This window comes from uncultured Bifidobacterium sp. (assembly GCF_963540075.1).
GTDB lineage: Bacteria > Actinomycetota > Actinomycetes > Actinomycetales > Bifidobacteriaceae > Bifidobacterium.
Genome location: NZ_CAUTOG010000008.1, coordinates 21,615 through 46,808, shown reverse-complemented (window position 1 = coordinate 46,808; position 25,194 = coordinate 21,615). Strand labels below are relative to the sequence as shown.

The following is a 25,194-nucleotide window of genomic DNA, read 5'->3' as shown; positions in this document are numbered from 1 at the left end:
GTCGCGGAACCGTTCGCCCGCGTATGGCCGAGCGCGAAACCCCGCTTCCCGGGCCCGGTCCTAGCATGGAGACGGCATGCGTATGGTACGGGACGCCGGCGGAACGGGTGCGATGGGCATCGCGGCGCACCGGACGGCCGGACGCGAAGGGAGCCGTGGGGATGACGCAGGATGCGATGACCGGGAGGAGCGCGGAGCCGTCGGGCCCGTCGGGTCTGGCGAGGCGTCTCGCCTCCTCCTCCGACGGCGTGGACATGTCCGCCGAGGCGCGGATCGTCGACAGGCGCACGGTGTACGCCGGCCCGATCTTCGCCGTCGACGACGTGCTCATCGACCTGCCCACCCGAGGCGTCGGGACGGACCGCATCCGCCGGCAGCTCATCCGCCATGCGCCCTGCGTGGTCATGCTCGTCCATGACGTGGCGAGCGACCGCTATCTGCTCGAACGCGAATACCGGGTCGGTTCGGGCGGCTTCGTCAACGGGCTGCCCGCAGGGCTTATCGACCCGGGGGAGGACGTCAGGCATGCGGCTCTGCGCGAGCTGGCGGAGGAGACGGGCGTCAGGACCGAGCCGGCGGACGTGACGATCGAACGCGTCGCCGACTGCTACTCCTCAGAGGGCATGACGGACGAGCTTGCGCATGTGATGATCGTCCGTCTGCGTCGCTTCGACGTCGCCGCCACGCATTTCGACGACAGTGAGCATGTCGAGTCCGCGTGGGTGAGCTGGCCGGAGCTGCTCGCCGCGCACGTCGCCGCCTCGAACTCGCTTATCGCCATCCTCCAGGAGAGGCTGCTGCGGCGCGTCCGCGGCGCGGAGGACCTGCCGGTGGGACCGATCACCGCGGACCCCTCGGCGGCGTCGCGATGATCGGCTCCGCGTGAAGCGGGCGGAGGCGTCGGTGGAGGTTTCCACCCCTTTCCCCGGTCGGGGGACCTCGCCCGCGGCCGCGTGCGATACTGGTTCCTATGCAGATCAGACCCGGATCGATGTTCCCTCTGGGAGCAAGCTACGACGGTGCAGGCGTGAATTTCGCCCTTTTCTCCCAGGTGGCCGAGAAGGTGGAGCTCTGCCTCTTCGACGACCAGGACTATGAGACCCGCATCGAGATGACCGAGCAGAACTCGTACGTCTGGCACAACTACATCCCGGGGATCCAGCCGGGGCAGCTCTACGGATACCGCGTCCACGGTCCTTACGACCCGGCGCACGGACTGCGATGCAACCCCAGCAAACTGCTTCTCGACCCCTACGCGAAGGCCATCGAAGGCAACATCGACGGGGATGAGAGCCTGTACTCCTACTGGTTCGACAACCCCGACGACCCGAAGTCCATGAACACCCTGGACTCCGCGGCGCACACCATGAAGGCCGCCGTCATCAACCCGTACTTCGACTGGGGAAGCGACCAGCATCCCTTCATCCCGTACCACGACTCCGTCATCTACGAGGCGCATGTGCGTGGGATGACCAACCTCAATCCGCTCGTCCCCCCGGACCTCCGGGGCACCTACGCCGGACTCGCGCATCCCGCCGTCATCGACTATCTGCACGACCTCGGCATCACGGCCATCGAGCTCATCCCGATCCACCAGTTCGTCAACGACTCGTTCCTCCAGCAGAAGGGGCTGAGCAACTACTGGGGGTACAACACCATCGGCTTCTTCGCGCCGCAGAACTCCTATTCGAGCTCCGGGCAGCGCGGGGAGCAGGTCAACGAGTTCAAGTCCATGGTCAAGGCCTATCACCGCGCCGGCATGGAGGTCATCCTCGACGTCGTCTACAACCACACCGCCGAAGGCAACGACCGAGGCCCCACGCTGAGCTTCCGCGGCATCGACAACAAGTCCTACTACCGTCTCGTCGACGGTGACGAGCGGCACTACTTCGACACCACCGGCACGGGCAACTCGCTGCTGATGCGCTCGCCGCACGCGCTGCAGCTCATCACCGACAGCCTGCGTTACTGGGTGACGGAGATGCACGTCGACGGCTTCCGCTTCGACCTGGCGGCCACGCTGGCCCGCCAGTTCCAGGAGGTCGACAAGCTCTCCGCCTTCTTCGACATCGTCGAGCAGGATCCGGTGATCTCCCGCGTCAAGCTCATCGCCGAACCGTGGGATCTGGGCTCAGGCGGCTACCAGGTGGGAGGCTTCCCGTCGAGCTGGTCGGAGTGGAACGGACGCTACCGCGACTGCGTGCGCGACTTCTGGCGCTCGCAGCCCTCCACGCTTCCGGAGTTCGCCAGCCGCCTCATGGGCAGCTCGGACCTCTACCAGCAGAACGGCCGCCGGCCCGTCGCCTCGGTGAACTTCATCACCGCGCATGACGGCTTCACCATGAACGACCTCGTGAGCTACAACGAGAAGCACAACGACGCGAACGGCGAGGACAACCGCGACGGCGAAAGCAACAACCGCTCGTGGAACTGCGGCGTCGAGGGGCCGACGGACGAGCCGGACGTCATCGAGCTGCGTCAGCGCCAGATGCGCAACTTCTTCGCCACTCTGCTCGTCAGCCAGGGCATCCCCATGATCTGCGGCGGAGACGAGGTGGCCCGCACGCAGCAGGGCAACAACAACGCCTACTGCCAGGACAACGAGATCTCGTGGACGAACTGGGAGGCGAGCCCGGCCCGTCAGGACCTGCTCGAGTTCGTCTCCAAGCTCATCCATCTGCGTCTCGACCATCCCGTGCTGCACCGGCGTCGCTTCTTCACCGGCCGCGAGCCCGGCGACGACAAGGACAAGATCCCGCAGGTCGAATGGTTCGACCATGACGGGCGGATCATGGATATGGAGGACTGGCAGAACACGCATGCCTTCTCCGTGATGATCTTCCTCAACGGATCCGACATCCCCGAGGTCGACTGGTACGGCAACAGGATGGTCGACAACGACTTCATCCTCATCTTCAACGCGCACTACGAGCCGATGATGTTCACTCTTCCCGACGAGCGCTACGGCAGCAAATGGCAGCTCGTCGTCGACACGCACAACCCCAAGGGGCCGGAGCTCAGCTATGAGGCCGGTTTCGCCATCACCGCACAGTCCCGCAGCTTCCTGCTGCTGCGCAGCGCCACGAAGCCGGAGCAGCCCGTCGAGTTCTAGGGGGTCCGCTCGTGCATGCGGCCGCTTGCGCATGCAGACAGGGAGGCAGCGGCCGGCATCCGACCGACGGCCGGCTCCCTACCGGTTCCGTGTGCCCGCCGGTCCCTGCGGCAGCCGTCCCTGCGGCAGAACGCGCAGCCTTTCGATGATCTCCTGCCCGGCATTTGCGGCGGACGGTCCTCCGGCCGTGACGCTCCCCTCGGCGGCGGACGCCGTCCCGTCCCTCGCGGAGACGGCGGGCCCACCACGAGGGACGGAATCCGCGGATTCCACGGAACCCACTGACTGGGCGGCGATGAGGCTGCCCTCCACGCGGTCGGCCTCGATGGCGGCTATCTGCCGTGAGAAGACGATGAACCATCCGAGGAACAGGATTCCGGCCAGGCCCTCGACGGTCGTGAGCGTGGTGCGCCCGGCGAGCCACAGGCCTCCTGACACCGCGCAGAGGGCTATGGCCGCGTCGGAGATGACGTAGACGACGCGCGAGAGCTGCGGGGCCAGCCATGGCAGGGCGAGGAAGAGGATGCCCATGATGCCGGGAAGGCTGCGGGCGGAGACGTTGTGCAGGATGGGATGCGGCGTGTAGCGGAAGACGCCCACGCCGATGAACGCGACTCCGGACAGCATGAGCAGCGTCGTGAGGATGCCCGTACGCAGGGGGAAATGCCTGGGCTCGCCGGAGTCCGTTGCGCTCCCGTCGCGCATCCGGTGGAGCCTATGCGTGGTGACAAGCTCCGTGACGGCGAAGTAGCTGATGATGATGACGCAGACGCCGGCGAGGATGAGGGTGGAGTTGAACATCCGCGCGGCGAAGGTGGTGCGGTCGCCGAGCTGGGAGAAGTTGTTGCCCGACCAGTACGGATCGTCGCTCGTCAGACCCGCCGTGCTCACGCCGGAGACGACGAACAGCGGCAGGAGCCCGGCCAGGGTCTTGGCGTCCATGAGCTCGGCCTGGACGAAGGTGAGATAGCCGCTGATGGCTGCGAATCCGGCGCATAACCCTGCGAGAAGGTCGTTGACCGAGCGGCCGAAGAGATAGTTCATCATGCGCAGGGTCATGAAGGACGTGAAGAACAGCGTGGCGGCGTACACGGTGGACAGGGCGAGGATCTCGACGACGCGGCGGATCGGGGCCAGCCATCCGTAGCGCAGGCTCCAGGAGCGGGATTCGCGGGCGTAGCCGATGGCGAAGGACATCGTGCCGCAGGCAGCGATGATGGCTGAGCATGCCATATACAGGCGCTGGCTGACCTGCCAGATGGCGGGGGCGTACCGCAGGAACAGGGTCATGCCCGTCCAGCCGACGAGCGCGCAGACGAAGCTCGAGATGAGCCCGGCCGTCTCGGCCCGCTGATGACGTCCCATGCTGCCTCCCCGCTCGTGGCCAGTCTACCGGCCGGGGGAGTCCGGGGCTGGTGATGTCCATGCCGGGTTCCGTCGGATCTGCCTGTTCTCCTTCCGCGTGGTGATCTTCCGCCCATCGTGGTGACGTTCCGATCTTCGTGGAGTCGCTTCCCGTTCCTGCGTGCCGCCTTCCCGGTCTGCGCCCCCCTCTGCGGTAGTATGGTCAACCGTGCCCTGCAGAGGGCTTCGGGCCGTAGCGCAGCTTGGTAGCGCGCCTGCTTTGGGAGCAGGATGTCGCGGGTTCAAATCCCGCCGGCCCGACGGATCCGGCATGTTCCCGACCTTCCTCGGCTCTACGATGAGTGAAGCGCGATGTCGCGCCACCGCATGGGACGAGGGAATGGGAAGGGTGCCGGGTGACTCCGTCGACGAAGGAAGGCCAGCGTTCCGAGCTGCATCGGATGATCTGGAGGATCGCCAACGATCTTCGCGGCTCCGTGGACGGCTGGGACTTCAAGTCCTACGTGCTCGGTCTTCTCTTCTACCGGTACATTAGCGAGAACCTCACGTCGTACATCAACCGCGGCGAGCATGAGGCCGGCAACCCCGATTTCGACTACGAGCGGCTTCCGGATGACAAGACGGGGTCTGGATGCAGGCTCCACACGGCGGAGGAATCATATGGATGACAAGATCCCAGGATTACGGATGCAACCACGTTCCTTCGGCGAGACTCAGGCCGGTGAAGTCCATTCCGACGTCATAGCACTGTACGAATCGCCCGATGGGTCGGTGCGTCTTGACGTGCACACCGATGGGGACACCGTCTGGCTGACACGGCAGCAGATGGCTGCATTGTTCGGTCGTGACGTCAAAACTATCGGCAAGCATATCGCTAGCGCCAAGCGGGAGGAGCTCGCTGGTTCCGCAACTGTCGCAAAATTTGCGACAGTTCAGAGGGAGGGGCGACGGCTCGTCGAGCGCCAGATGGAACACTACAACCTCGACATGATTCTCTCCGTGGGATACCGGGTGAAGTCGGCCGAGGGTATCCGTTTTCGACATTGGGCGAACGACGTCCTGAAACGCTATCTGATTGAGGGGGCCGTCATCAATCAGCGGAGGCTTAACGCCATCGGCAAGGTCGTGCGTATCCTCTCCCGTTCGACGGACCCGCTGGTCGCCGGCGCGGCGGACGTCCTTTCGGCGTATCTGCCCAGTCTGAGGCTGCTGCGGGATTATGACGCGGGAGAGATCAGCGCCTCGCCCAGGGCCACGCCGCGCTGGACCCTGACGATCGGGGAGGCGCGCGAAGTGATCGCCGGACTCCGGTCGGCCTTCCCCGAGGACGATCTTCTGGGCAACGAGCGCGGGGGCGGCCTCGAGGCGGTCATCGGCTCCATCTACCAGAGCTTCGGCGGGCATGACCTGTATCCCACCGTCGAGGAGAAGGCCGCGAACCTGCTGTACCTGACCGTCAAGGACCATCCGCTCGCCGACGGGAACAAGCGGACAGCGGCCGCGCTGTTCATGACGTTCCTCGACCGCAACGGCATGGCCGCCGACGGGTCCGGGACCGCAAGGATCAGCGGTGACGCCCTGACGGCTCTCACGCTGATGGTGTCGATGAGCCGCCCGGAGGAGAAGGACATGATGGTCGCGCTGGCGATGCGCATGATCGACGGGAAGGGCGAATGATGAGCGTCACGCTGCCCACGTGGGAGGATTTCACCGGCGCGGTGGACGAGGAATGGCGGCGGTTCGTCGACCGGCGGCGGGACCAGGAGCTCCAGGAGATCATCAGCGAGGAGCGCCTCAAGCCGGAACAGACCGAGAACTTCATGCGCAACGCCTTCCGTGACGGCGCCCTGCAGACCAGCGGCACCGTCATCACCACGATCCTGCCGCCGACGTCGCGGTTCACCGCCGGCGGAGGCCACGCGGAGAAGAAGCAGCGCGTGGTGGAGAAGCTCAGCGCGTTCTTCAGGAGGTTCATGGGGCTGGGCGTGGGGGAGAGCTGACCGTGGCCGTTCTGGACTACATCACGAAGAACGAGATCGAGATTGTCCGGAATCCTTGACCGCTGGGAGTGAATAGTGACGCATCACGAAGGCATGGATTCCTTGGTTGATGTTCGTCATCGATTTTCCGTGGATGAATCGCGCATGATCGCGACGTGTGGTGATGCACGCACATGCCGGGAATGCCCACCGGTCGAATCGTCGGCGCCGCGGATGGGAAACGGATGTCCGATCGGACGCAAGGCGGCGTGATAACGCTCCATAGCATCTTCCGATACGCGACCGGGTGCCGAGCCCGGACCGTGGGATACGGTGTCGCCTTGAAAGAAAGGAGCCATCGTGTCTGATCTTGCCCTCAACTGGACCGCGCTTGCGGTCACGGTCGTCCTGTTCGCCGGCCTGGCCTGGCTGCACCGCGGCCGTCATCTGAACTTCAGCATCCGGGTCATCGTGGCCACGGCGCTCGGCATCGCCATAGGGGTGGTCTTCAAGGACCACGTGAGCTACGTCGCCGCCTTCGGCGACGTCTGGGCGAACGCCATCAAGGCCATCGTCGTGCCCCTGCTCGTCTTCAGCGTCATCGCCAGCATCACCGGCCTCGGCCAGTCCGTGCGTCTGAAGGGGATCGGCGTCAAAACCGTCGTGTTCCTCCTCGTCAACACCCTCACCGCCGCCGTTCTCGCGCTGCTCCTCGCCGAGCTGTTCCAGGTCGGGCGGGGCTTCGACTGGACGCCCACGAAGACCGCGACCAGGGATGTCCCCGGCGTGCTGGACACGCTTGAGGGGCTCTTCCCGTCGAACTTCGTCGGCAACTGGTCCGAGAACCAGGTGGTCCCCGTCATCCTCTTCGCCTTGCTCGTCGCCATCGCGGTCAACAAGGCCCCGGCTACCGACCGCGGGCGCAAGGCCGTCGCCCCGTTCGTCGACCTGGCGAACGCGGGGAACGTGGTGTTCTCCAAGGCCACGCAGATTGTCGTCGGATTCACCCCGTACGCGACTCTGGCCCTCATCGCCGCGGCCGTGAGCAACAGCGACGTCGCCGCTCTGCTGCCGCTGCTCGCCGTCCTCGGCGTCGCCTACATCGCTCTGGCCATCCAGCTGTTCGTCGTCCAGCCGCTCATCCTGGCCGCGGCGGCACACGTCAACCCGCTGTACTTCTTCAAGGCGTACGGACCGGCCGGGGTAGTCGCGTTCACCTCCGAAAGCAGCATCGGCACCATCCCTGTCACCGTCCGCCAGCTGCGCAGCAGCGGCGTCCCCGAGGACATCGCCTCCTTCGCCGCGACCCTCGGCGCGAATCTCGGCATGCCCGGATGCGCCGGCGTCTGGCCGGTGCTTCTCGCCGTCTTCGCCATCAACTCGCAGGGCCTGAACTACAGCATCGGGCAGTATGTGCTGCTCGTCGTGCTCGCGCTGCTCGTCTCCATCGGAACCGTGGGAGTCCCCGGAACCGCCACCGTGACGGCGACGGCGCTTTTCGCCTCCGCGGGTCTGCCCGTCGCCTTCATCGCCGTCGCCCAGCCGATTTCGCAGATCGTCGACATGGGACGCACGGCCGTCAACGTGGCCGGTGCAGCCAACACCGCCTATATCGTCGCGGCGACCGAGAAGCGTCTCGATGACGACCTGTATTACGGGCGCAAGACCTGGGACGACTCGGAGGAGGATGCCCAGGCCGTGTCCGCCGAGGCGTCGCCGGTCGCCGTCGACGCCGCTTCCGTGGCAGACGCGCCGTCCGAGGTCTCCGCCTCCGCGTCGGCCGCTCCGCGCGCAGTCCCCCTGACGCTGTCCCTTCACACCGCCGGCGAGGCGCTTGAGGGACCGGTGGCGAGGCCTGCGGCATCGACGCGCATCGTTCCTCCGATGCGGTAAACCCCGCGGCGGGAAAGTCGGGAAACGGCTCCCCGTGCGGGTGTGACTCAGATCCCTCCGATTCCGTCGTCTGCTGATTCGTCGCAGACGACGGAATCGGAGGGAGTCGTTGAGTCCTTTCTCAGCGTGTGGCCTTCATCCGCCCCATAACCTTCCGTCGCCGTCCCTGCGCCTTCCGCCCGACAATGACGTGAGCGTCACCCCGCCGACGATGACCATGCCTTCGACGACTTCGGACGCCGTGATCGGACTGCCCATGACCAGGGATCCCAGGGCGGTGGCCAGGGTGAGCATGGGAGAGGCGTTGGCGTGCGCCGCCCCGGAACGTGACGTCAGTGCGGCCGTCCCTCCTCCTGGTCGGCCGTCTGGTCCGACGCCTGCGAACGGTCATCGGGCAGGCACGACCACACGTAGACCGCGTTCACCGGATAGTCCTCGGGTCGTCGCCCCTCGCTCAGCCTCTCATACCTGCTCCACACCTCGCGGATCTCGTCGCGCACCCTGAAGGCCTCCTCATGCGTGAGGATCAGCGTCCCCATCGAGAGCAGCGTGAATTCATCATCGGTGAAATCACCCTGTCGTCTCCGCTCCGTGCGTCGCTGCAGCATAAGGCCGATGCGGCGGCGAAGAGGCGCCAGCATCGCATCCATGAGCCGCATGCGCACCCGCGGGCGCGGCTCCGCGCTCACCGTGACCCGGTAGTGCCGCGCGCTCGGCACCCAGAGCGCCTCGCGGCCATCCCTGGCGGAGGAGCGGCGGCGTACGATTCCCACCTTCTCCAGTTCGCGCAGGTGGTAGCTCATCAGACTCGGGGAGATGCCCACGCTGCGGGCGAGTTCCGTTGCGGTCCTCGGCTCCTGCAGCTGGAAGAGCTCCTCGAGCACCTCGTACCGTACCGGCTGGGAGATGATCCGGACCATCCGTGCATCGTCGATCTCGAAGAGGTCGGGGACCTGCTGCCGGTCGTCGTTCATCGTCTGGTCTCCTTCCGATTCCCTCGGGCGCCGGATACTCAGGACACGTCCGGAATATGGTCCTCGATGCGGTATTTCATGAGAAATCTACCGCCAATCCGCGCCAAGTGTTTCCCTATGGTTACACGAATGAAATCCTTGAGATCGTCCCTTTCATGGAATCAAGCCGATTCGGGCGAAAGAGGGGTGACGGATTTTCAGCGGATCTTCTCGACTTCATAGTTTCCCGCTCCCGCCGTCGCGGAGGCGTTTTCGTCTTTCGTTGGAATTCCGCCATTCTGCCAATACAGATGCGAGGCGATTGCCTTGGCGTGGACCGAATGAGGCGTCCTCGGAAATCGTGCCATCCATATAATTCCAACCGACCGCGACGGGAGCCCATCCCATACCAGACGGACGCGCCGTCCCGGACACGGACACGGGTGACGTCACCGGGCTAAGGAGGCTGCCGATTTGATCCGATACATCCTCAGGCGCTGCGCGAACTACGTGGTCATGCTCTTCATCGCGACGTCGCTGACCTACTTCCTGGCCAGCGCCTTCATGGACCCGCGTTCCAACTACATGTCCCGCCATCCCCACCCTCCGATAGCCTCCATCGACCGTTCCCTCGACCTGGCGAACATCAACGACAAGACCCCCATCCTGCTTCGGTACGCCAGATGGCTCCGGGGGATCGTGACCCAATGGAACTGGGGTCTGAGCCCCGAGCAGGCGCCCGTCGGTCCTGCCATCGCCACCCGCATCTGGGCGTCCGTCCAGCTCGTCACTATCGCGACGATCCTATCGATCGTCTTCGGCGTGGGGATCGGCGTGTACACGGCGATACGGCAGTACAAGTGGCAGGACCGCGCCCTCGGGTCCCTCGCCACCTTCTTCCTCGTGGTCCCCACGGCCGTCTTGGCTCTCGTCGTCGTCTACCTGGCGATCAGCGCGAACAACCTTCTCGGCCAGCGCATCTTCTACGTGACCGGACTGCATTCCTACGGCGGCGGCAACCCCCTCCTGTGGGTGACCGACTTCCTCCAGCATCTCGTCCTGCCGACCATCGTCATGACCATCCCCGGCATGGTCGGATACCATCTCACGCAGCGCACCTATCTTCTCGACACCATGAACGCCGACTACGTGCGGACAGCCCGGGCCAAGGGGCTGACCCTGAACAAGGCGATCCGGAGGCACGCGCTCCGCACCTCGCTGATTCCCACGGCCGTGGACGTCGCGTTCTCCATAGCGGGGATATTCACCGGGGCGGTCATCACCGAAACCGTCTTCGCCATCAACGGCCTTGGCAGCTACTTCGTTCAGACCATCAACGACAACGACATCAACGGGTCGGTCGCCATCGCCGCGTTCGGCGGGGCATGCACCCTGGCGGGCGCGCTTCTCGCCGACATCTTCTCGGCGTGCATCGACCCCAGAATCCGTCTGAGCTGAGGGGGATGGCATGTCGCGCGACACAGGCTTCAAACGCACCGGACGACTGACGCTGTACGCGCGCCGCTTCATGCGGCGGCCCTCCGCGGTCGTCGGACTCGTCATGCTCGGGATTCTGGTGTTCTTCGCGGTGTTCGGCGGACGCTTCGGCAGATGGAGCTATGACGAGCCCGACTTCCTGGCCCTGTCGGAACCGCCCAGCGCGGAGCACTGGCTCGGGACCACCACGGGGGGATCCGACCTCTACGCCCTGATCATCCGGGGTCTGGGACGGTCGCTGTCCATCGGCTTCATCAGCTCCATCGCCATCACCATCATCGCGGCCCTCGTGGGGACCGCCATCGCCTACTTCGAGGGCATCGTCGAGAAGATCGGCATGTGGATCCTCGACACCCTTCTGGTCGTCCCCTCCTTCCTGCTCATCGCGCTGATCATCGGGGGGTCGTCGGGAGGCAACGACTGGCTCTGGCTCATCTTCGGCCTGACGGCGTTCGGATGGGTCGGTTACGCGAGGACCCTCCGGACGCTGACGCTGAGCCTGCGCGAGAGGGAGTACATCCGGGCCGCCCGGTACATGGGCGTCTCGTCCTTCAGGATCATCCTGCGCCATCTCATCCCCAACGTCGGATCCGTGCTCGTCATCAACACCGTCCTCGGCGTCGTCGCCGCCGTCAACAGCGAGACGGCCCTGAGCTTCCTCGGCCTGGGGATCAAGGCCCCGGACACCTCGCTGGGGACCCTTCTCAACAACGGGCAGGACGTCATACTCACCGCCCCCTGGGTGCTGCTCTTCCCCTCGCTCGTCCTCATACTGCTCACCTTCTCCGTCCAGCTCATCGGCGACGGGCTGCGCGACGCCATCGACCCGTATTCGCGCTCGGCAGGGAGGGCTGAAGGATGACCGAAGCGACGACCACGGAACGGAGCGGAGCCATGACCAAGGCATCGGACGAGGATCTCGCCCGCCCGACGGGATCACCTGACGATGACGAGCCGGTCCTCAGCGTCCGGGGGCTCACGGTCTCCTTCGCGTCCGAGGCGGGGACCGTCCATGCCGTCAGAGGGCTGGATCTCGACCTGCATCGCGGCAGGACCCTGGGGATCGTGGGGGAGTCGGGTTCCGGGAAATCCGTGACCTCGCTCGCCATCATGGGGCTTCTCGACAGCAACGCCCACGTGGAGGGGTCTATCCGCTGGCACGGCTGCGAGCTGCTGGGGATGAGCGACGTCGACATGAGCGCGATCCGCGGCCGGGGGATCTCGATGGTCTTCCAGGACCCGCTGTCCGCCCTGACGCCGGTGTTCTCCATCGGCGACCAGATCAGGGAGGCGCTCGTCGTCCACAACCCCGACATGACAGCCCGGCAGGTGCATGACAGGTCCGTGGAGCTACTCGACCTCGTCGGCATCCCCGATCCGGAGCGGCGGCTGAAGTCCTATCCCTTCCAGTTCTCGGGGGGCATGAGGCAGAGGGTCATGATCGCCATGGCCATCGCGAACGACCCGGACGTCATCATCGCCGACGAGCCGACGACGGCGCTTGACGTCACCATCCAGGCCCAGGTGCTCGACGTGCTCCGCAAGGTGCAGCGCCAGACCGGCGCGGCCGTCATCTTCATCACCCATGACCTCGGGGTCATCGCCGGCATCGCCGACGACATCATCGTCATGTACGCGGGGCGGCCCGTGGAGAACGCTCCCGTCGACGACATCTTCCTGCATCCCGCCATGCCGTACACGATGGGGCTGCTCGGATCGGTCCCTCGCCCGGACCGGCGCCGGTCCGGGCGTCTGGTCCCCATCCCGGGATCCCCCGTGAATCTCGCCGACCTGCCGAAGGGATGCCCCTTCGCCGAACGATGCCCCATGGCGGTCGACCGCTGCAGGCAGGAGGAGCCGCCCCTGAGACCGGTGCCCGGTCGGGCGGGGCAATTCACCGCATGCCACCGCACCGGGGAGATCGTGGACCGGGGGCTCACCTTCTCCGACGTCTTCTCCGTCGGGAAGGGCGAGGTCTCGAAGTTCCAGGGGGTGCCGCGGGAGAAGAGGGCCGTCGTCCTCGACGTCAAAGGCCTGGTGAAGACGTTCCCGCTCACGACGGGAGGGTTCCTGCGGCGCCGCATCGGGGAGGTCCATGCGGTCGACGGCGTGGACCTCGAGATACGCGAGGGCGAGACCCTGGCGCTCGTCGGGGAGTCCGGGTCGGGGAAGTCGACGACTCTCGGCGAGATCATGGGTCTGCGGCCGCCCCAGGCGGGGTCGATCAGCATCTTCGGGACCACGGTGGACCGGTCCCTCTCCCGCAGGCGTCGGCGCGAGCTCGCCGGACTGGTCCAGTACATCTTCCAGGACCCCATGAGCTCCCTGGACCCACGGCTCCCGATCTACGACATCCTCGCCGAGCCCCTGAGGGTCCAGCATCTCGACCGCACCCGCATCCGGAACCGCATCGAGGAGCTCATGCATCTGGTCGACCTCAACCCCGACCAGGTCGACCGCTTCCCCATCCAGTTCTCCGGAGGGCAGCGTCAGCGCATCGCCATAGCCCGCGCCCTCGCCGTGGACCCCCGGCTGCTTCTGCTTGATGAACCGGTGTCGGCTCTGGACGTGTCCATCCAGGCGGGGATCCTCAATCTTCTCGAGGACCTGCAGAACAGGCTGGGCATCGCCTATCTCGTCGTCGCGCACAACATGTCGGTCGTCCGGCACATGGCGCAGCGGATCGCCGTCATGTATCTGGGGCGGATCGTGGAAAGCGGATCGGCGGACGAGGTCTTCCTCCACCCCATGCATCCCTACACCCGGGCCCTGCTGTCCGCCGTCCCCGTGCCGGACCCCCGGATCGAACGCACCCGGAGCCATGTCGTCCTCCAGGGCGAGCTCCCCAGCCCGTCGGAGACCTTTACCGGATGCCCCTTCGCCGGGCGCTGCCCGCTTTTCGCAGCCCTCGGCCCCGAGAACCGTCGCAGGTGCCTCCAGGAGCGTCCCGGGCTCGCCGTCGCCGGCGACGCGGCGGGGCATGACCATCGTGTCGCATGCCATTTCGCCTCCGTCGGGGATGGCGTCTCGTGATGGGCGCGGCATCGGCCCCACGACGCTCCGACGAGGGGAAGCACAGACGTCGTCGTCACCGGATCGCGGGAAACCGCGCGGTGCGATGGCAGGAAACGGCGGGCGGCATCGTCCGTCGGTCTCCCGGGGAATTCCCCGGGACAATGAGAGGAGAAAAAATGACAGCTCGACAAGGACGGCTGGTCGCCGCGGTAGCCATCATGGCCGCGGTGGGCATGCTCGTGTCCGCATGCGGCGGGTCGTCGAATGCGGGAACCACCACCTACAAGGAGCTTTCAAGCGGAATCCCGGCCTCCTACAAGGGAGCCCTGCCGACTCCCGTGGCCACCAAGGGCTACTACAACGAGCAGCAGCGCAGCAACGTCAAGGACGGAGGCACGCTGAATCTGGCGATCAGCGAGATCGGGCCGAACTGGAACCTTCTCAGCAGCGACGGCAACACCACGTACATGAACACCCTGTGGAGCTGGTATCAGCCGAGTCTGATCACCACGGGCAACGATGTCACGGGCAAGACCCTGTCCGTCAACAAGGACTACCTCACCGACATGAAGCTCGTGAGCAAGAACCCCATGGTGGTCCAGTACGACATCAACCCCAAGGCGACCTGGAATGACGGATCCGCGATCGACTGGACGGCCTTCAAGGCGACCTGGGTCGCGTGCAACGGAAAGGACACCGACTACAACCCGCCCAGCACCGACGGATTCGACCGCATCGCAAGCGTCAAGGAGGGCAGCAACGCCAAGCAGGTCATCGTCACCTACTCGACGCCCTACTATCCCTGGCAGCTCGTGTTCACGAACCTCGTGAATCCGAAGGCCGGCAACGCCAAGACCTTCACTTCCGGCTGGACGAACAACCCCCATAACGAGTGGGCGGCCGGCCCGTACATCGTCTCCTCCTTCAGCGACTCGCAGGTCACCTTCACCCCCAACCCGAAGTGGTGGGGCGACAAGCCCAAGCTTGACAAGGTCGTCTACAAGCTCATGACGACCACTGCGGAGCTCAACGCCTTCGAGAACGGGGAGATCGACGCGGACAGCGACGTGACGACCAGCGACCAGGTCAAGACGGTGCGCAGCGTCTCCGATGCGGTCCTGCGGTTCGGATACAGCACCGACACCGACGTCATCAACTACAACGGCAAGTCCGCGCCTCTGAACGACGTCAAGGTCCGTAAGGCCCTGACCCAGGCCTTCGACGTGTCCACGTACAACAAGATCCACTACAAGGGTCTCGGATGGAACGCGCCCCAGCCCGGCTCCGAGCTGCTCGCGCCGTTCCAGAAGGGATACGAGAACAACCGTCCCTCCAGCGGCGACTACAGCGTCGCCAACGCCAAGAAGACCCTCGAGTCCGACGGCTACAAGCTCGGCAGCGACGGCTACTACGCCAAGGGAGGCAAGGACCTCCAGGTCTCCTACACCTACTTCGGCACGAATGCGACCCAGCAGGCGCTCGCCGAGGCCTACCAGGCCATGATGAAGAAGGCCGGAATCAAGGTGAAGGTCGTCAACAAGAGCGAGAGCAAGTTCTCCGACACCGTCACCGGCGGTGACTACGAGGTGCTTCCCATGGCGTGGGAGGCGAACAGCGCCTACGGGTTCATCTCCTCGGCTCCTCAGCTGTACACCTCGGACGGGCCGAGCAACTTCACGTACGTCGGAACCAAGAAGATCGACGCCCTTCTCAAGAAGGCCGGAAACTACTCCGAGTACGATGACCAGGTCAAGGCCACGAACACCGCGGAGAAGGCGGCTCTGAAGCTGTTCGGAACCATCCCCGTGTCCACGCCGGCGAGCTTCGTGGCTACCAAGAAGGGTCTGGCCAACTACGGGGTGTCGGGATTCGCGACCATCCGTCCTGAGGACATCGGCTGGCAGAAGTAGAACCGCCGGTCCGAGGCCCCATTCCCCTGGAGCCCTGGCGTCCGATCGTCCCTATGGACGCCGGGCGCCAGGGCTCCAGGGCGTTTCTCGACGAGGCCTCCGGCCCCGGAGCGGCCATGGGACGTCCGCGGGACGGACGGGGCCACGATTCCGTGACCCCCGGCGTCTACCATGCACGGTATGGACCTTGGAAAACTGGCATTCCACGACTTCGACCCCGTGGCCGACGCCGACCTCGTCGCCCCCTCGACGGCAAAGGTCGCGTCCGCAGTGCCCGAGCTGCGCGTGGCCGCCATCGACCCGGAGCTGTCCGACACGGACGCGTTCTGCGAGCACTACGGCATCGGCCTCGACGTGACCGGCAACTGCATCATCGTCGAAGGCAGGCACGCGGGAGTCGTCAGCCATGCCGCCGTCGTCGTCGCCGGCGACGCCCGCGCCGACATCAACGGCGTCGTCCGTCGCGCGCTGCATGTGCACAAGCTCAGCTTCGCGCCCATGCAGACGGCGGTGGACCTCACCGGCATGGAGTACGGCGGCATCACCCCCGTCGGACTGCCCGCCGACTGGCCGATCCTCGTTGACGAGAGGCTCGCCGCGCAGGACGAGGTGCTCATAGGCAGCGGCATCCGGGCCTCGAAGATCCTCCTTCCCGGCTCCTCGCTCGCCGTGCTGCCAGGAGCCGTCAGCCTCGCGCTGCGCAAGGAGTGGTAGTCGGCGAGGGCGTAGTCGGCAGAGAGCGGGCAGCAACGGAATGACCGACAAAGGACGATGACCATCGCATGACATGGGATGCCGATCGCTACGACCGCGACCAGGGCTTCGTGAGCGCGTACGGCAGGTCGCTGGAAAGCCTCGTTCCGGATGATGCCGGTGCTCTTCTCGACCTGGGCTGCGGGACGGGCACGCTCACCGCCGAGCTGGCCCGACGAATCCCGCATGTGGTCGGGGTGGACGCCTCCACGTCGATGATCGACCGCGCCCGACGCGAGCACCCCGGCGTGGAGTTCCACGTCGCCGACGCGCTTGACCTGCCGTATGACGGTGACTTCGACGTCGTCTTCTCCAACGCCGTCTTCCACTGGATCCATGACCACGGCACGCTGCTCGCCAACGTCCGGCGCACGCTGCGTCCCGGAGGCCGGCTCGTCTGCGAGTTCGGGGCGCGAGGCAACATCGCGCGCATCGACGCCGCCATGGGACGGGCGATGCGGCGGCGCGGACTGGACATCGCCGTGCGCTTCACCTTCCCGGGGGACGACGAGTTCCGCAGAAGTCTTGACAGTGCGGGATTCCGCGGCATCGACGTGACGTCCTACGACCGTCCCACGCCGTTGGGCGGGGGAGAGGCGGGTCTTTCGAGCTGGCTGAGGCAGTTCTACGCCGATGACCTCGCGCAGGTCGACGAGGACGAGCGACAGGCCGTCATCGCCGAGGTCGAGGACGGGCTTCGCGACGACCTCTGGGACGCGTCACGCGGCTGCTGGGTCGCCGACTACCGCCGTCTGCGTGCCGTCGCCGTGCGGTGATGGCACGCAGACGTCTGAGCCCTTTCGGTTATTCGTGATGCATCGACTTCAGAAGAGATGAATGCCGTCGTATGGCTTCAACAGTTCGTGAGATGATGCCATCGACATCCAGATCGGCCATTTTCTCGGCGACGAAGTCCAGTTGCGCGGCCAACGATGAAAGCGTTGCTTCAACGATCCCTATTCCCTCGTCTTTCGCGATTCTCAGGGAACGCGCCGAAGCGACGAGCGTTTCCGGGAACACCTGTTCCAGATCGAAGGTGGTTCCGAGACGCATCGGGAAGAGCGGATGCTCATCCTCTTTCAGGAAGGCACCGATGGACACCACGTCATAAAGGGGTGCGAGCGTCACACTGGTTCCGGACAGCATCAGTGAATAGTTCTTCGCGTGTGCGTCGGTATTGAGTAGTGCGGCGTTGACCGTAACGGCTTTCAGAAAGGATTCGCTGACTTCGTGCATCGACTCCGGTCCCAGGCGTGTTGCAAAAAGTCGTCCTATCTGGCCGATTCCGGGACCGCCGTCCTGTCTCTGATACTTTCGAGCCGGCGGCACCGACATCGCCTGGCAGAGATCCTCCTGATGCAGACGTCGATAGGTGCCGTCTCTTTGTCGCTCACGGTCGTATCTTTCGGATACCACGGCTCTGATGTTTTCGTCCGGTGATGTCCAGAGCGTCGATCGTGCCGCCGGCAGTCCGATGGCCGCAACGACGTTCTGACAGAAGAGTTCGACGATATCGGCATCGGGGAATGCTCCTGTCCCAATTGGCAGGGGTTTGAATATGCACGTCGACGGAGTACCTCGCTGGGGCACCGCCCAGCGCCCATCCGCTGTCCTCGTCAGCGCAATCTTTGCCTGTGCGCCCGCCAGGCTCATTCGTTGGCTGCCGTCCCATGTCGTTCCGGAGTCATACACGTTCAGGATCTCACGCAGCATCGAAGACAGACGATGATCATCGATGGGGGTCATGGTCGTTCTGTCTGCGGTGAAATCCTCTGACTTCTCCCCAGGGCGGATTATCTGCAACGCCCCGGCGACGTCATGACCGACATGTTCAAGCAGAGCGAAGGGCGATTGCGCGGAAACCTGATATCTCGTGGACATCGCCTGAATCGCCAGGGGATTGTCTGGGAGCAGCCCCTCAAGGAAAGGACGGACGACATGGTTCCCGTGTCGGCTCTGTCCCAACGGCATCGACAGCGAGAGAGGGGTGGCGCCCTGTTCGTTCGCATATGTCTTGTCATATTCATACGACAGAGAACCCGATTGGCTCATGCGAAGTTCGCCCATGAATCGTCCATCCATGAGGATTTCGAGGATACGGTCACTCATCGTCCACGCTCACGTGGAGCCCGATTGACGAACAGACCATGAGGATGCGCCTGAAGTCGAACGACGCCTTGCCGAGCTCGACCTTGGCGAGCCAGCTGCGCGAGACGCCGGCGCGCTTGGCGAGGGCCTCCTGCGAAAGGCCGAGGAACGTGCGGCGCTGGCGTATGACGAGGCCCATGTCGTACATGGTCCTGATTGATGATTTCATGGTCCTCCCCCCAGTGCCGGATTCGTGCCCAGGATGACCGTGCAACGAGGTTCGGCGTACAAGCATCATATGGCTGTAGATGAACGTATACAATCCCCATTGTATATGTTCGTATACACATGATGCTTTCGCGCGCTTCATCCTTCGTCAGGAATGCGTCTGAGGGGGGTCGGACGGCCAGAGAGACGTGGGGGATCGGAGACGGGACCTCTGCCTGGTCCACCCAGAGCGTACGCCGGCGGCGTTCGACACAGTGGAAACGTAGACTCGGCCATGACGGCGGTCATTGGGCTCCGGCCATGAGCCAGGGCCACCCAGGGCCGCAGCGTCATGCCGATGAACCATCACGAATGCCAAGGGAGCATGCCATGACCGCGAAGATCTCCGATGCCAAGGTCCTTATCATCACGCAGAACTGGGGAATCGAGGAGACCGAGCTCACTCGCCCGCTGCGCGACCTCAAGGCCGCGGGTGCCCACGTCACCTTCGCCGCCGCCGAGAACAAGCCCGTCGAAACCCTGGAGCATGACCGCTTCCCCGGCGAGACCGTCGAGCCCGACACGACGTACGACGACGTGAAGGCCGACGACTACGACCTGCTCGTGGTGCCCGGCGGCACCACCAACGTCGACCGTCTGCGCGTGTCCGCCGCGCCCATCGCGCTGGCCCAGGACTTCGCGAAGAAGGGCAAGCCCATCGCCGCCATCTGCCATGGAGCATGGCTGCTCGTCAACGCCGGTTTGCTCAAGGGCAAGACGCTGTCCAGCACCCGGTACATCGCGAAGGACGTCGAGAACGCCGGCGCCACATACGTCGACGAGCCCGTGCATGTGGACGACGCTGAGGGATGGCGTCTGATCACCTCCCGCAAGCCCGACGACCTCGACGACTTCGTCGGCGCCATCAAGAGGACCCTCGAGAGCTGAGTCTCTTCTTGAGGATTGAGAACGACGTCAGAGGAAGCGGGAAAGACGTCCAGCGGCCTCGCCTTCGTCATTCGACGGTGGGGTCGCCTCATATCATCCCCACGGCGATTCCTTCATAGGCCATCATTCCAGTCTTTTCGCATTCCTCCGCGTATGATGTCCGGTGCTTGGAGTCGCTATGACCGGCATTGGAGCCGACTGGGGGGATGACCGGAATGGGGTCGCCGGGCACGATGGGGAATGGAGCGGATCGACGGACATGACCATGTTCTCCACGCATCGCGTCGCCCTCGGGACCCTCGTCGCGCAGTGCGTGGACGTGGCGACCCGGATCGAGGCGGACTCGCTGTTCCGGGAGGGCGATGACGTTCTTGCGAACGTTCAGACCGCCCTGGACCGTGGCGTTCCCTTCGGAGACGTCGCCCGATGCGTGGGATTCGAGGGGGATTCCCGTCGTGTCGGCGAACTGACGTACGCAGCGCTCGCCGAGGCCCGGACGATGTACCGCCTGTCGGCCGGCGCGTTCGATCCAACCGTCGCCCCCGTGACCGATCTGTGGCGTCGGTGCGGCGCCGCGGGCCGCGTCCCCTCCTCCGACGCTCTGGAGTACGCCGCTCGTCTGGTGGACGGATCGAGAATGAGGCTGGACGGCGACTCACGAACCGTCAGGCTCGAGCGCGGCCAGTCCCTCTCCCTCGCCGGTCTCGCCCGGGGTTTCGCCGCCGACCATCTCGTCGACGCGTACGGACGTGCCGGCGTGGCCTCGGCCTTCGTCAACGTCGGCGGACGGATCCGCATCATCGGGCCTCATCCGGGTCACGGACCATGGAGTCTGGCGGTTCCCGACCCGAACGACGCCTCGCACGCCCTGACGCGTCCCGGGGGTCCTCGCTCCGCCGCGTCGATCGCCCCACCTGCTCATCGACGCCTCGCCACGCTTAGGCTTTCCGGGTCACGATCCGAAGCGGACCCGACGAATCGGGGATCCCGGGCGGGCAGGGGCCTGGCTGTCGTCACGAGGATGCTGGGTCCCTCGGTTGCGGGTTCGCATGGCCGTCACGTCCTGGGCGTCTCGGCGACGATCGATCCCCGAACCGGGCTTCCGGTCTCCGGCGACCTCGCGGCGGCCACCATCGTCGCGTCCAGCGCCAGCTTCGCCGACGCCCTTGCGCTGGCGGTTCTCGTCCTCGGTCTCGAGGAGGGCATGCAGCTCGTCGACTCCCTTCCGGGCGTCGACGGCCTGATCGTCACCAGGCGTGGGACCGTCGTGATGACGCATGGGCTGTCGTCCATCTGCCATCCCGCGAAGGGCGTCCGGTCGGACCGCTTCCGCATCTGGGGATGACTCACGGGACCCATGACACGCGCCAACTTCGAAGACGCGTAGTTCCATGTTCGCCCCATAGAACTTAAAACGTTGGAATTTCAACGTTTTTTGGCCTATGCTGGCGGGGTTTACCCGAAGCGGACACGATGTTCGCCTGACGACAGGAGGCCAAGGAATGGCGAAAAGGACGATGGCCCTCGCACGGCGTCTCGCCCCCGTTCTCACGGGAGGCCGGCCCACCCTCATCCTCACGCTCGTCATCGGCCTCGTCGCGGGCATCCTCTGGAGACCCTCCAATCGCGTCGCCGTGGTGATCCTCGTCGTGACCGCCGTTCTCACCGTCGCCCATTCCGTGTGGGAGATGATACGCAACGTTCGCAAGGGCCACGTCGGCGTCGACATCCTCGCCGTCGTCGCTCTGATGTCCACGCTGGTGGTGCACGAGTTCTGGGCGAGCTGGATCGTCGTCGTCATGATTTTCTCGGGGGCGGCCATCGAGGAGTATGCCGAATCCCGGGCCCAGCGCAACCTCGCCGTCCTTGTCGAGGCCGCCCCGTCGGTGGCTCATCGTCGTGATTCCGCCGACTCCGAGGACTCGGCGGCATGGACCACCATCACCGTCGACGAGGTGACGATCGGCGACGTCCTCCTGGTCAAGCCCGGTGAGACGGTTCCGGTGGACGGCATCCTCCTCAGCCCGCAGGCCACCCTGGACATGTCGATGATCAACGGCGAACCGCTGCCCGTCGACGTGTACGAGGGTGCCAAGGTCGCCTCGGGAGCGGTGAACGGCGCCGCCCCGCTCGTCCTCCGCTCCATCGCCCTGTCCACGGACTCCCAGTACCAGAGGATCGTCGGTCTCGTCCGCTCCGCCCAGGAGTCCCGTTCCGTCTCCGTGAAGACGGCAGATCTGCTCGCCGTGCCCTTCACCGTCGTGTCCTTCGCCATCGCCTTCATCGCCTGGGCGGCCTCCGGCAATCCGCTGCGCTTCGCCGAGGTGCTCGTCATCGCCACCCCCTGCCCCTTGCTCATCGCCGCGCCCGTCGCGTTCATGGGCGGCACGGGGCGACTGGCCAAGGCCGGCATCGTCATCAAGGCGCAGGACATCCTCGAACAGCTGGGCGACGTCACGCATGTCTTCTTCGACAAGACCGGAACCCTCACGCGGAAGAAGCCGCAGGTCGACCGGGTCGAGCTCGCCCCTTGGACCACGGCGCAGCTTGACGCGGACGCGCTGCTCGTCGACGCCGGGATGCTCGAGACCTACTCCTCGCACATCCTCGCCCGAGGCGTCGAGCATGCCGCCGTCGATCTTCTCCACGCCCATGGTCTCAAGCGCCCCGATGTCTCCGAGGCGTGCGAGGACACGGGCAACGGCGTGGAAGGCGTTATCGACGGGCGACGCATCCGCGTCGGTCGCCTCTCCTATGTGGCCTTGGGCGCCACCGCCGCCGACGTCGAACGAGACTTCGGTCCTCTGGCGGACAACGAGATGGTCACCTTCGTGTCCGTGGACGGCGAGCTGGCCGGGAGGATCGTCCTCAAGGACTTCCCGCGCGACAACGCGCGGAGCACGATCGCCAGGCTTCGCGCGCTCGGCGTCTCCCAGGTCACCATGCTCACCGGGGACAAGTCCGGGTCCGCCACGATCGTCGGCGACGCCGTCGGGATTGAGGACGTGCGCGCCGAGCTGCTGCCCGAAGGGAAGGTGGACGCGGTCGCCGCGGCTCATCGTCCCGCGTCCGTGGCGCCCGGCAGTAGCCGACGCGGATTCATCGTCAGGATCGCCGACCTTGTCAAGGGCATGATCGGCCTGCCCGACCGCGGGGAGATCACCATGATGGTCGGTGACGGCGTCAACGACGCTCCCGTCCTCGCCGCATCCGACATCGGCGTGGCCATGACGGACGGAGCCTCCACCGCTGCCAGCGAATCCGCCCAGGTGGTCATCATGAACGACGACATCGCCATGGTTCCCACGGCCATGGTCATATCCCGGCAGACGCGGCACGTCATGCTCCAGGCCGTCTACGGCGGCCTCATCGCCGCCGTCGTCTGCATGGTGGTCGCGGGCTTCGGCCTCATCCCGGCCATCGTCGGCGCGATTCTTCAGGAGGCGATCGACGTGGCGAGCATCCTGTGGGCTCTCACGGCTCTTATCGACAGGCCGACGGACGGGATCAGGGCCACGGTCGCGACTGACGGTCCGACGATGGCCGTGTCCGGAATCGACGACGCGGACTGAAGGGGTCTCGTTGCGCCGGCCGTCGGCATCAGCCGTCGGCGACTGACTCCTGTTCGTCCGAATCGCCGGGCTTCGCGCCTTCCGAGGCAGGGCCTAGTGTGGCTCGCATGTCCGCGAATCCTCATGCCCCCCTGCTGCGAGCCGCGGGCATGTCCTTCGTCAAGACATCATCCGCCGACGACTCCGACGGGGCCCTCGTGTTCCGCGATGTGGACCTCGATCTCGCCGCCGAATCGATCGTGGATCTGACGGGCCCCTCCGGTGGCGGCAAAAGCAGCCTACTCATGTCTCTGGCGCTTCTCAGCCCACAGGCGCAGGGGTCTCTATCCTTCCAGGGGCGAGACTCCTCATCCTTCACGCCGCAGCTGTGGCGCGCCTGCGTCATGTATCTTCCTCAGGAGCCTCGTCTGCTGGGAGGAACGGTCGCCGACGCCATCCGCGCACCGTGGACGTACGCGGTGCGGCGGTCCGAGACGAGACGGGGCTGGCATGCCCTTGTTTCAGGGGTCATCTCGCATCGACGGTCTCGGTTGGCGAGGACATGGGGTCCCTCCGATGCCGCCATGAGAGGGATGCTCGATTCTTTGGGCTGTTCGGACGTGGAACTCGGGCGCCAGCCCCATGATCTGTCAGGGGGGCAGAGGGCGCGCGTCGCCCTGTGCCGCGCCCTTCTCGCGCATCCGAGGGTTCTGCTCGCCGATGAGGTCGACGCCGGTCTCGACGACGACAGCGCCGCTCTCGTCGGTCGGGCCATGACGAGGGCGGCGGCATCCGGCATGGCGGTGCTGAGGGTCCGCCACCGCGCCTCGGACGGGCTGGCGGAGCGGACTCTCGAGCTGAGGGACGGCGTGCTGCGATGAGCGCCGGGGACTATTCCATCGATCTCGTGGGTCTTCTCATCGCCCTGGGGATGACCATGCTGTCGGCGGGCGTCTCCGCGCTCATGCGACTCGGCGTCGGCCGTTCCCTTCTTCTCGCCGCATGCCGCGCACTGCTTCAGCTGCTGGCGATGGGCCTCATCCTCAAGGCCATCATCCGCAGCGGGAACCCCTGGCTGGTGCTCGCCCTGGCCTCGGTGATGCTCGTCGCCGCCGTGCAGATCACGTTCTCGAGGGCGCATGGCATACCCAGGGGGCTCGGCGTCCCCGTCTTCCTTACCCTCGCCATCACGATGCTCGTCATGGTCGGGGTCGTGGCCGAACTCATCGTCAGACCCACCCCGTGGTACGCGCCGCAGCTGCTGCTGCCTCTCACCGGCATGATGCTGGGCAACTGCGTGTCCGCCATCGCCGTGGCCATGACGCGTTTCTACGAAAGCATGGACGAGCGCCGCGACGAGATCGGCACCATGCTGGCATTGGGAGCGACGTCGTGGGAATGCGCCAGGCCCTCCATCGTCTCCTCGATGGCCCTGGGTCTGCTGCCCACCGTGGCGTCCCTGTCCTCGGCGGGCATCGTCACCATCCCCGGCATGATGGCCGGGCAGGTCATCGCCGGAGGGGATCCGTTGGAGGCGGCGAAGTACCAGTTCGTCGTGCTCACCGCCATCGCGGCGCTCACCCTGCTCGCCGACGCGCTGATCATGACCCGCATCTACCGCACCTGCTTCACGGAGCTTGACCAGTTCCGGCCGAAGGGGATGCGCGACCAGACATCCCGACGCTCCTGACGGCGATTTCCCCGGGAGCATAACCCGTCGGTGAAGAGCATGCGCGAAGTGGTCCCGCCGGCGCCGGATGACGACGAATCGCGCATTCGACGATTGGCTCTCGTTCGGGGAACGTTCAGCAAACGTCCACCGATCGTCCACGAGGACGTCCCTACGATGTGGGCAACGGCAGGGACGCGTAGCCGGGGAGCCTCATCCATCGGACGACGATGGGGATATGCAGGAACGACATC

Annotated in this window: 21 protein-coding genes, 1 tRNA gene and 1 pseudogene; 18 read left to right on the top strand and 5 right to left on the bottom strand. The window is 65.5% G+C overall.

All coding sequences use genetic code 11. From position 1 onward, the window contains the following. The first annotated feature begins 176 nt into the window (after nt 1–176). On the top strand, nt 177–872 hold the full coding sequence (locus RWX87_RS02240; protein ID WP_314686429.1) for an NUDIX hydrolase: 696 nt from the start codon (nt 177–179) through the stop codon (nt 870–872). A 119-nt stretch (nt 873–991) separates the two neighbouring features. Next, nucleotides 992–3,112, top strand: a complete 2,121-nt coding sequence (glgX, locus tag RWX87_RS02235; protein ID WP_314686434.1) for a glycogen debranching protein GlgX — start codon at nt 992–994, stop codon at nt 3,110–3,112. A gap of 78 nt (nt 3,113–3,190) precedes the next feature. Here the strand turns inward: glgX and RWX87_RS02230 are convergent, their stop codons facing one another. Further along, complete coding sequence (locus RWX87_RS02230) at nt 3,191–4,477, bottom strand: ABC transporter permease (RefSeq protein ID WP_314686427.1); 1,287 nt, start codon at nt 4,475–4,477, stop codon at nt 3,191–3,193. Nucleotides 4,478–4,703: 226 nt separating this feature from the next. On the opposite strand from RWX87_RS02230, the gene RWX87_RS02225 reads away from it, so the two are divergent. From RWX87_RS02225 to RWX87_RS02205, 5 genes and pseudogenes are all read left to right on the top strand, one after another. Continuing rightward, nucleotides 4,704–4,777, top strand: a tRNA-Pro gene (locus RWX87_RS02225). 140 nt (nt 4,778–4,917) lie between these two features. Further along, nucleotides 4,918–5,094: pseudogene (locus tag RWX87_RS02220) on the top strand (type I restriction-modification system subunit M N-terminal domain-containing protein); the annotation flags it as partial. A gap of 43 nt (nt 5,095–5,137) precedes the next feature. Further along, the gene (rhuM, locus tag RWX87_RS02215) at nt 5,138–6,154 is read left to right on the top strand and encodes a RhuM family protein (protein WP_314686424.1); all 1,017 of its coding nucleotides are present in this window, start codon (nt 5,138–5,140) and stop codon (nt 6,152–6,154) included. Then, on the top strand, nt 6,151–6,477 hold the full coding sequence (locus tag RWX87_RS02210) for a type I restriction endonuclease subunit R, EcoR124 family (protein WP_314686421.1): 327 nt from the start codon (nt 6,151–6,153) through the stop codon (nt 6,475–6,477). The genes rhuM and RWX87_RS02210 overlap by 4 nt, the downstream gene beginning before the upstream one ends. A gap of 339 nt (nt 6,478–6,816) precedes the next feature. After that, on the top strand, nt 6,817–8,349 hold the full coding sequence (locus tag RWX87_RS02205; protein ID WP_314686419.1) for a dicarboxylate/amino acid:cation symporter: 1,533 nt from the start codon (nt 6,817–6,819) through the stop codon (nt 8,347–8,349). Nucleotides 8,350–8,484: 135 nt separating this feature from the next. On the opposite strand, the gene RWX87_RS02200 is transcribed toward RWX87_RS02205, so the two are convergent. Together RWX87_RS02200 and RWX87_RS02195 are read right to left on the bottom strand one after the other, a co-directional pair. Beyond that, a complete protein-coding gene (locus RWX87_RS02200; protein ID WP_314686417.1) occupies nt 8,485–8,643 on the bottom strand; it encodes a hypothetical protein in 159 nt (52 codons plus the stop codon). A 38-nt stretch (nt 8,644–8,681) separates the two neighbouring features. Further along, nucleotides 8,682–9,323, bottom strand: coding sequence for a winged helix-turn-helix domain-containing protein (locus RWX87_RS02195; protein ID WP_314686416.1), 642 nt, complete (start codon nt 9,321–9,323; stop codon nt 8,682–8,684). Between the two features lie 495 nt (nt 9,324–9,818). On the opposite strand from RWX87_RS02195, the gene RWX87_RS02190 reads away from it, so the two are divergent. From RWX87_RS02190 to RWX87_RS02165, 6 genes are all read left to right on the top strand, one after another. Further along, on the top strand, nt 9,819–10,760 hold the full coding sequence (locus tag RWX87_RS02190) for an ABC transporter permease (RefSeq protein WP_399552272.1): 942 nt from the start codon (nt 9,819–9,821) through the stop codon (nt 10,758–10,760). A gap of 10 nt (nt 10,761–10,770) precedes the next feature. Next, complete coding sequence (locus RWX87_RS02185) at nt 10,771–11,661, top strand: ABC transporter permease (RefSeq protein WP_314686413.1); 891 nt, start codon at nt 10,771–10,773, stop codon at nt 11,659–11,661. Nucleotides 11,662–11,693: 32 nt separating this feature from the next. Continuing rightward, a complete protein-coding gene (locus tag RWX87_RS02180; RefSeq protein WP_314686410.1) occupies nt 11,694–13,832 on the top strand; it encodes an ABC transporter ATP-binding protein in 2,139 nt (712 codons plus the stop codon). A 158-nt stretch (nt 13,833–13,990) separates the two neighbouring features. Beyond that, the gene (locus RWX87_RS02175; RefSeq protein ID WP_314686409.1) at nt 13,991–15,724 is read left to right on the top strand and encodes an ABC transporter family substrate-binding protein; all 1,734 of its coding nucleotides are present in this window, start codon (nt 13,991–13,993) and stop codon (nt 15,722–15,724) included. A gap of 180 nt (nt 15,725–15,904) precedes the next feature. Then, nucleotides 15,905–16,438, top strand: coding sequence for a YbaK/EbsC family protein (locus tag RWX87_RS02170; RefSeq protein WP_314686407.1), 534 nt, complete (start codon nt 15,905–15,907; stop codon nt 16,436–16,438). Between the two features lie 68 nt (nt 16,439–16,506). Continuing rightward, nucleotides 16,507–17,253, top strand: coding sequence for a methyltransferase domain-containing protein (locus RWX87_RS02165; protein ID WP_314686405.1), 747 nt, complete (start codon nt 16,507–16,509; stop codon nt 17,251–17,253). A 28-nt stretch (nt 17,254–17,281) separates the two neighbouring features. On the opposite strand, the gene RWX87_RS02160 is transcribed toward RWX87_RS02165, so the two are convergent. Both RWX87_RS02160 and RWX87_RS02155 read right to left on the bottom strand, forming a co-directional pair. Then, the gene (locus tag RWX87_RS02160; RefSeq protein ID WP_314686432.1) at nt 17,282–18,559 is read right to left on the bottom strand and encodes a HipA domain-containing protein; all 1,278 of its coding nucleotides are present in this window, start codon (nt 18,557–18,559) and stop codon (nt 17,282–17,284) included. A gap of 19 nt (nt 18,560–18,578) precedes the next feature. Further along, on the bottom strand, nt 18,579–18,794 hold the full coding sequence (locus tag RWX87_RS02155; RefSeq protein WP_314686404.1) for a helix-turn-helix domain-containing protein: 216 nt from the start codon (nt 18,792–18,794) through the stop codon (nt 18,579–18,581). Between the two features lie 368 nt (nt 18,795–19,162). On the opposite strand from RWX87_RS02155, the gene RWX87_RS02150 reads away from it, so the two are divergent. From RWX87_RS02150 to RWX87_RS02130, 5 genes are all read left to right on the top strand, one after another. Continuing rightward, entirely contained in the window at nt 19,163–19,720 is a 558-nt protein-coding gene (locus tag RWX87_RS02150) for a type 1 glutamine amidotransferase domain-containing protein (protein WP_314686402.1), read from the top strand. 265 nt (nt 19,721–19,985) lie between these two features. Beyond that, nucleotides 19,986–21,065, top strand: coding sequence for an FAD:protein FMN transferase (locus tag RWX87_RS02145; RefSeq protein WP_314686400.1), 1,080 nt, complete (start codon nt 19,986–19,988; stop codon nt 21,063–21,065). A gap of 157 nt (nt 21,066–21,222) precedes the next feature. Continuing rightward, nucleotides 21,223–23,292 (top strand): heavy metal translocating P-type ATPase, encoded by a 2,070-nt coding sequence (locus RWX87_RS02140; protein ID WP_314686399.1) that lies wholly within the window; start codon nt 21,223–21,225, stop codon nt 23,290–23,292. Nucleotides 23,293–23,399: 107 nt separating this feature from the next. Further along, nucleotides 23,400–24,152: an ATP-binding cassette domain-containing protein gene (locus tag RWX87_RS02135; RefSeq protein WP_314686397.1), complete on the top strand. Its 753-nt coding sequence runs from the start codon at nt 23,400–23,402 to the stop codon at nt 24,150–24,152. Then, complete coding sequence (locus RWX87_RS02130) at nt 24,149–24,961, top strand: ABC transporter permease (protein WP_314686395.1); 813 nt, start codon at nt 24,149–24,151, stop codon at nt 24,959–24,961. The genes RWX87_RS02135 and RWX87_RS02130 overlap by 4 nt, the downstream gene beginning before the upstream one ends. Nucleotides 24,962–25,194: the final 233 nt, after the last annotated feature.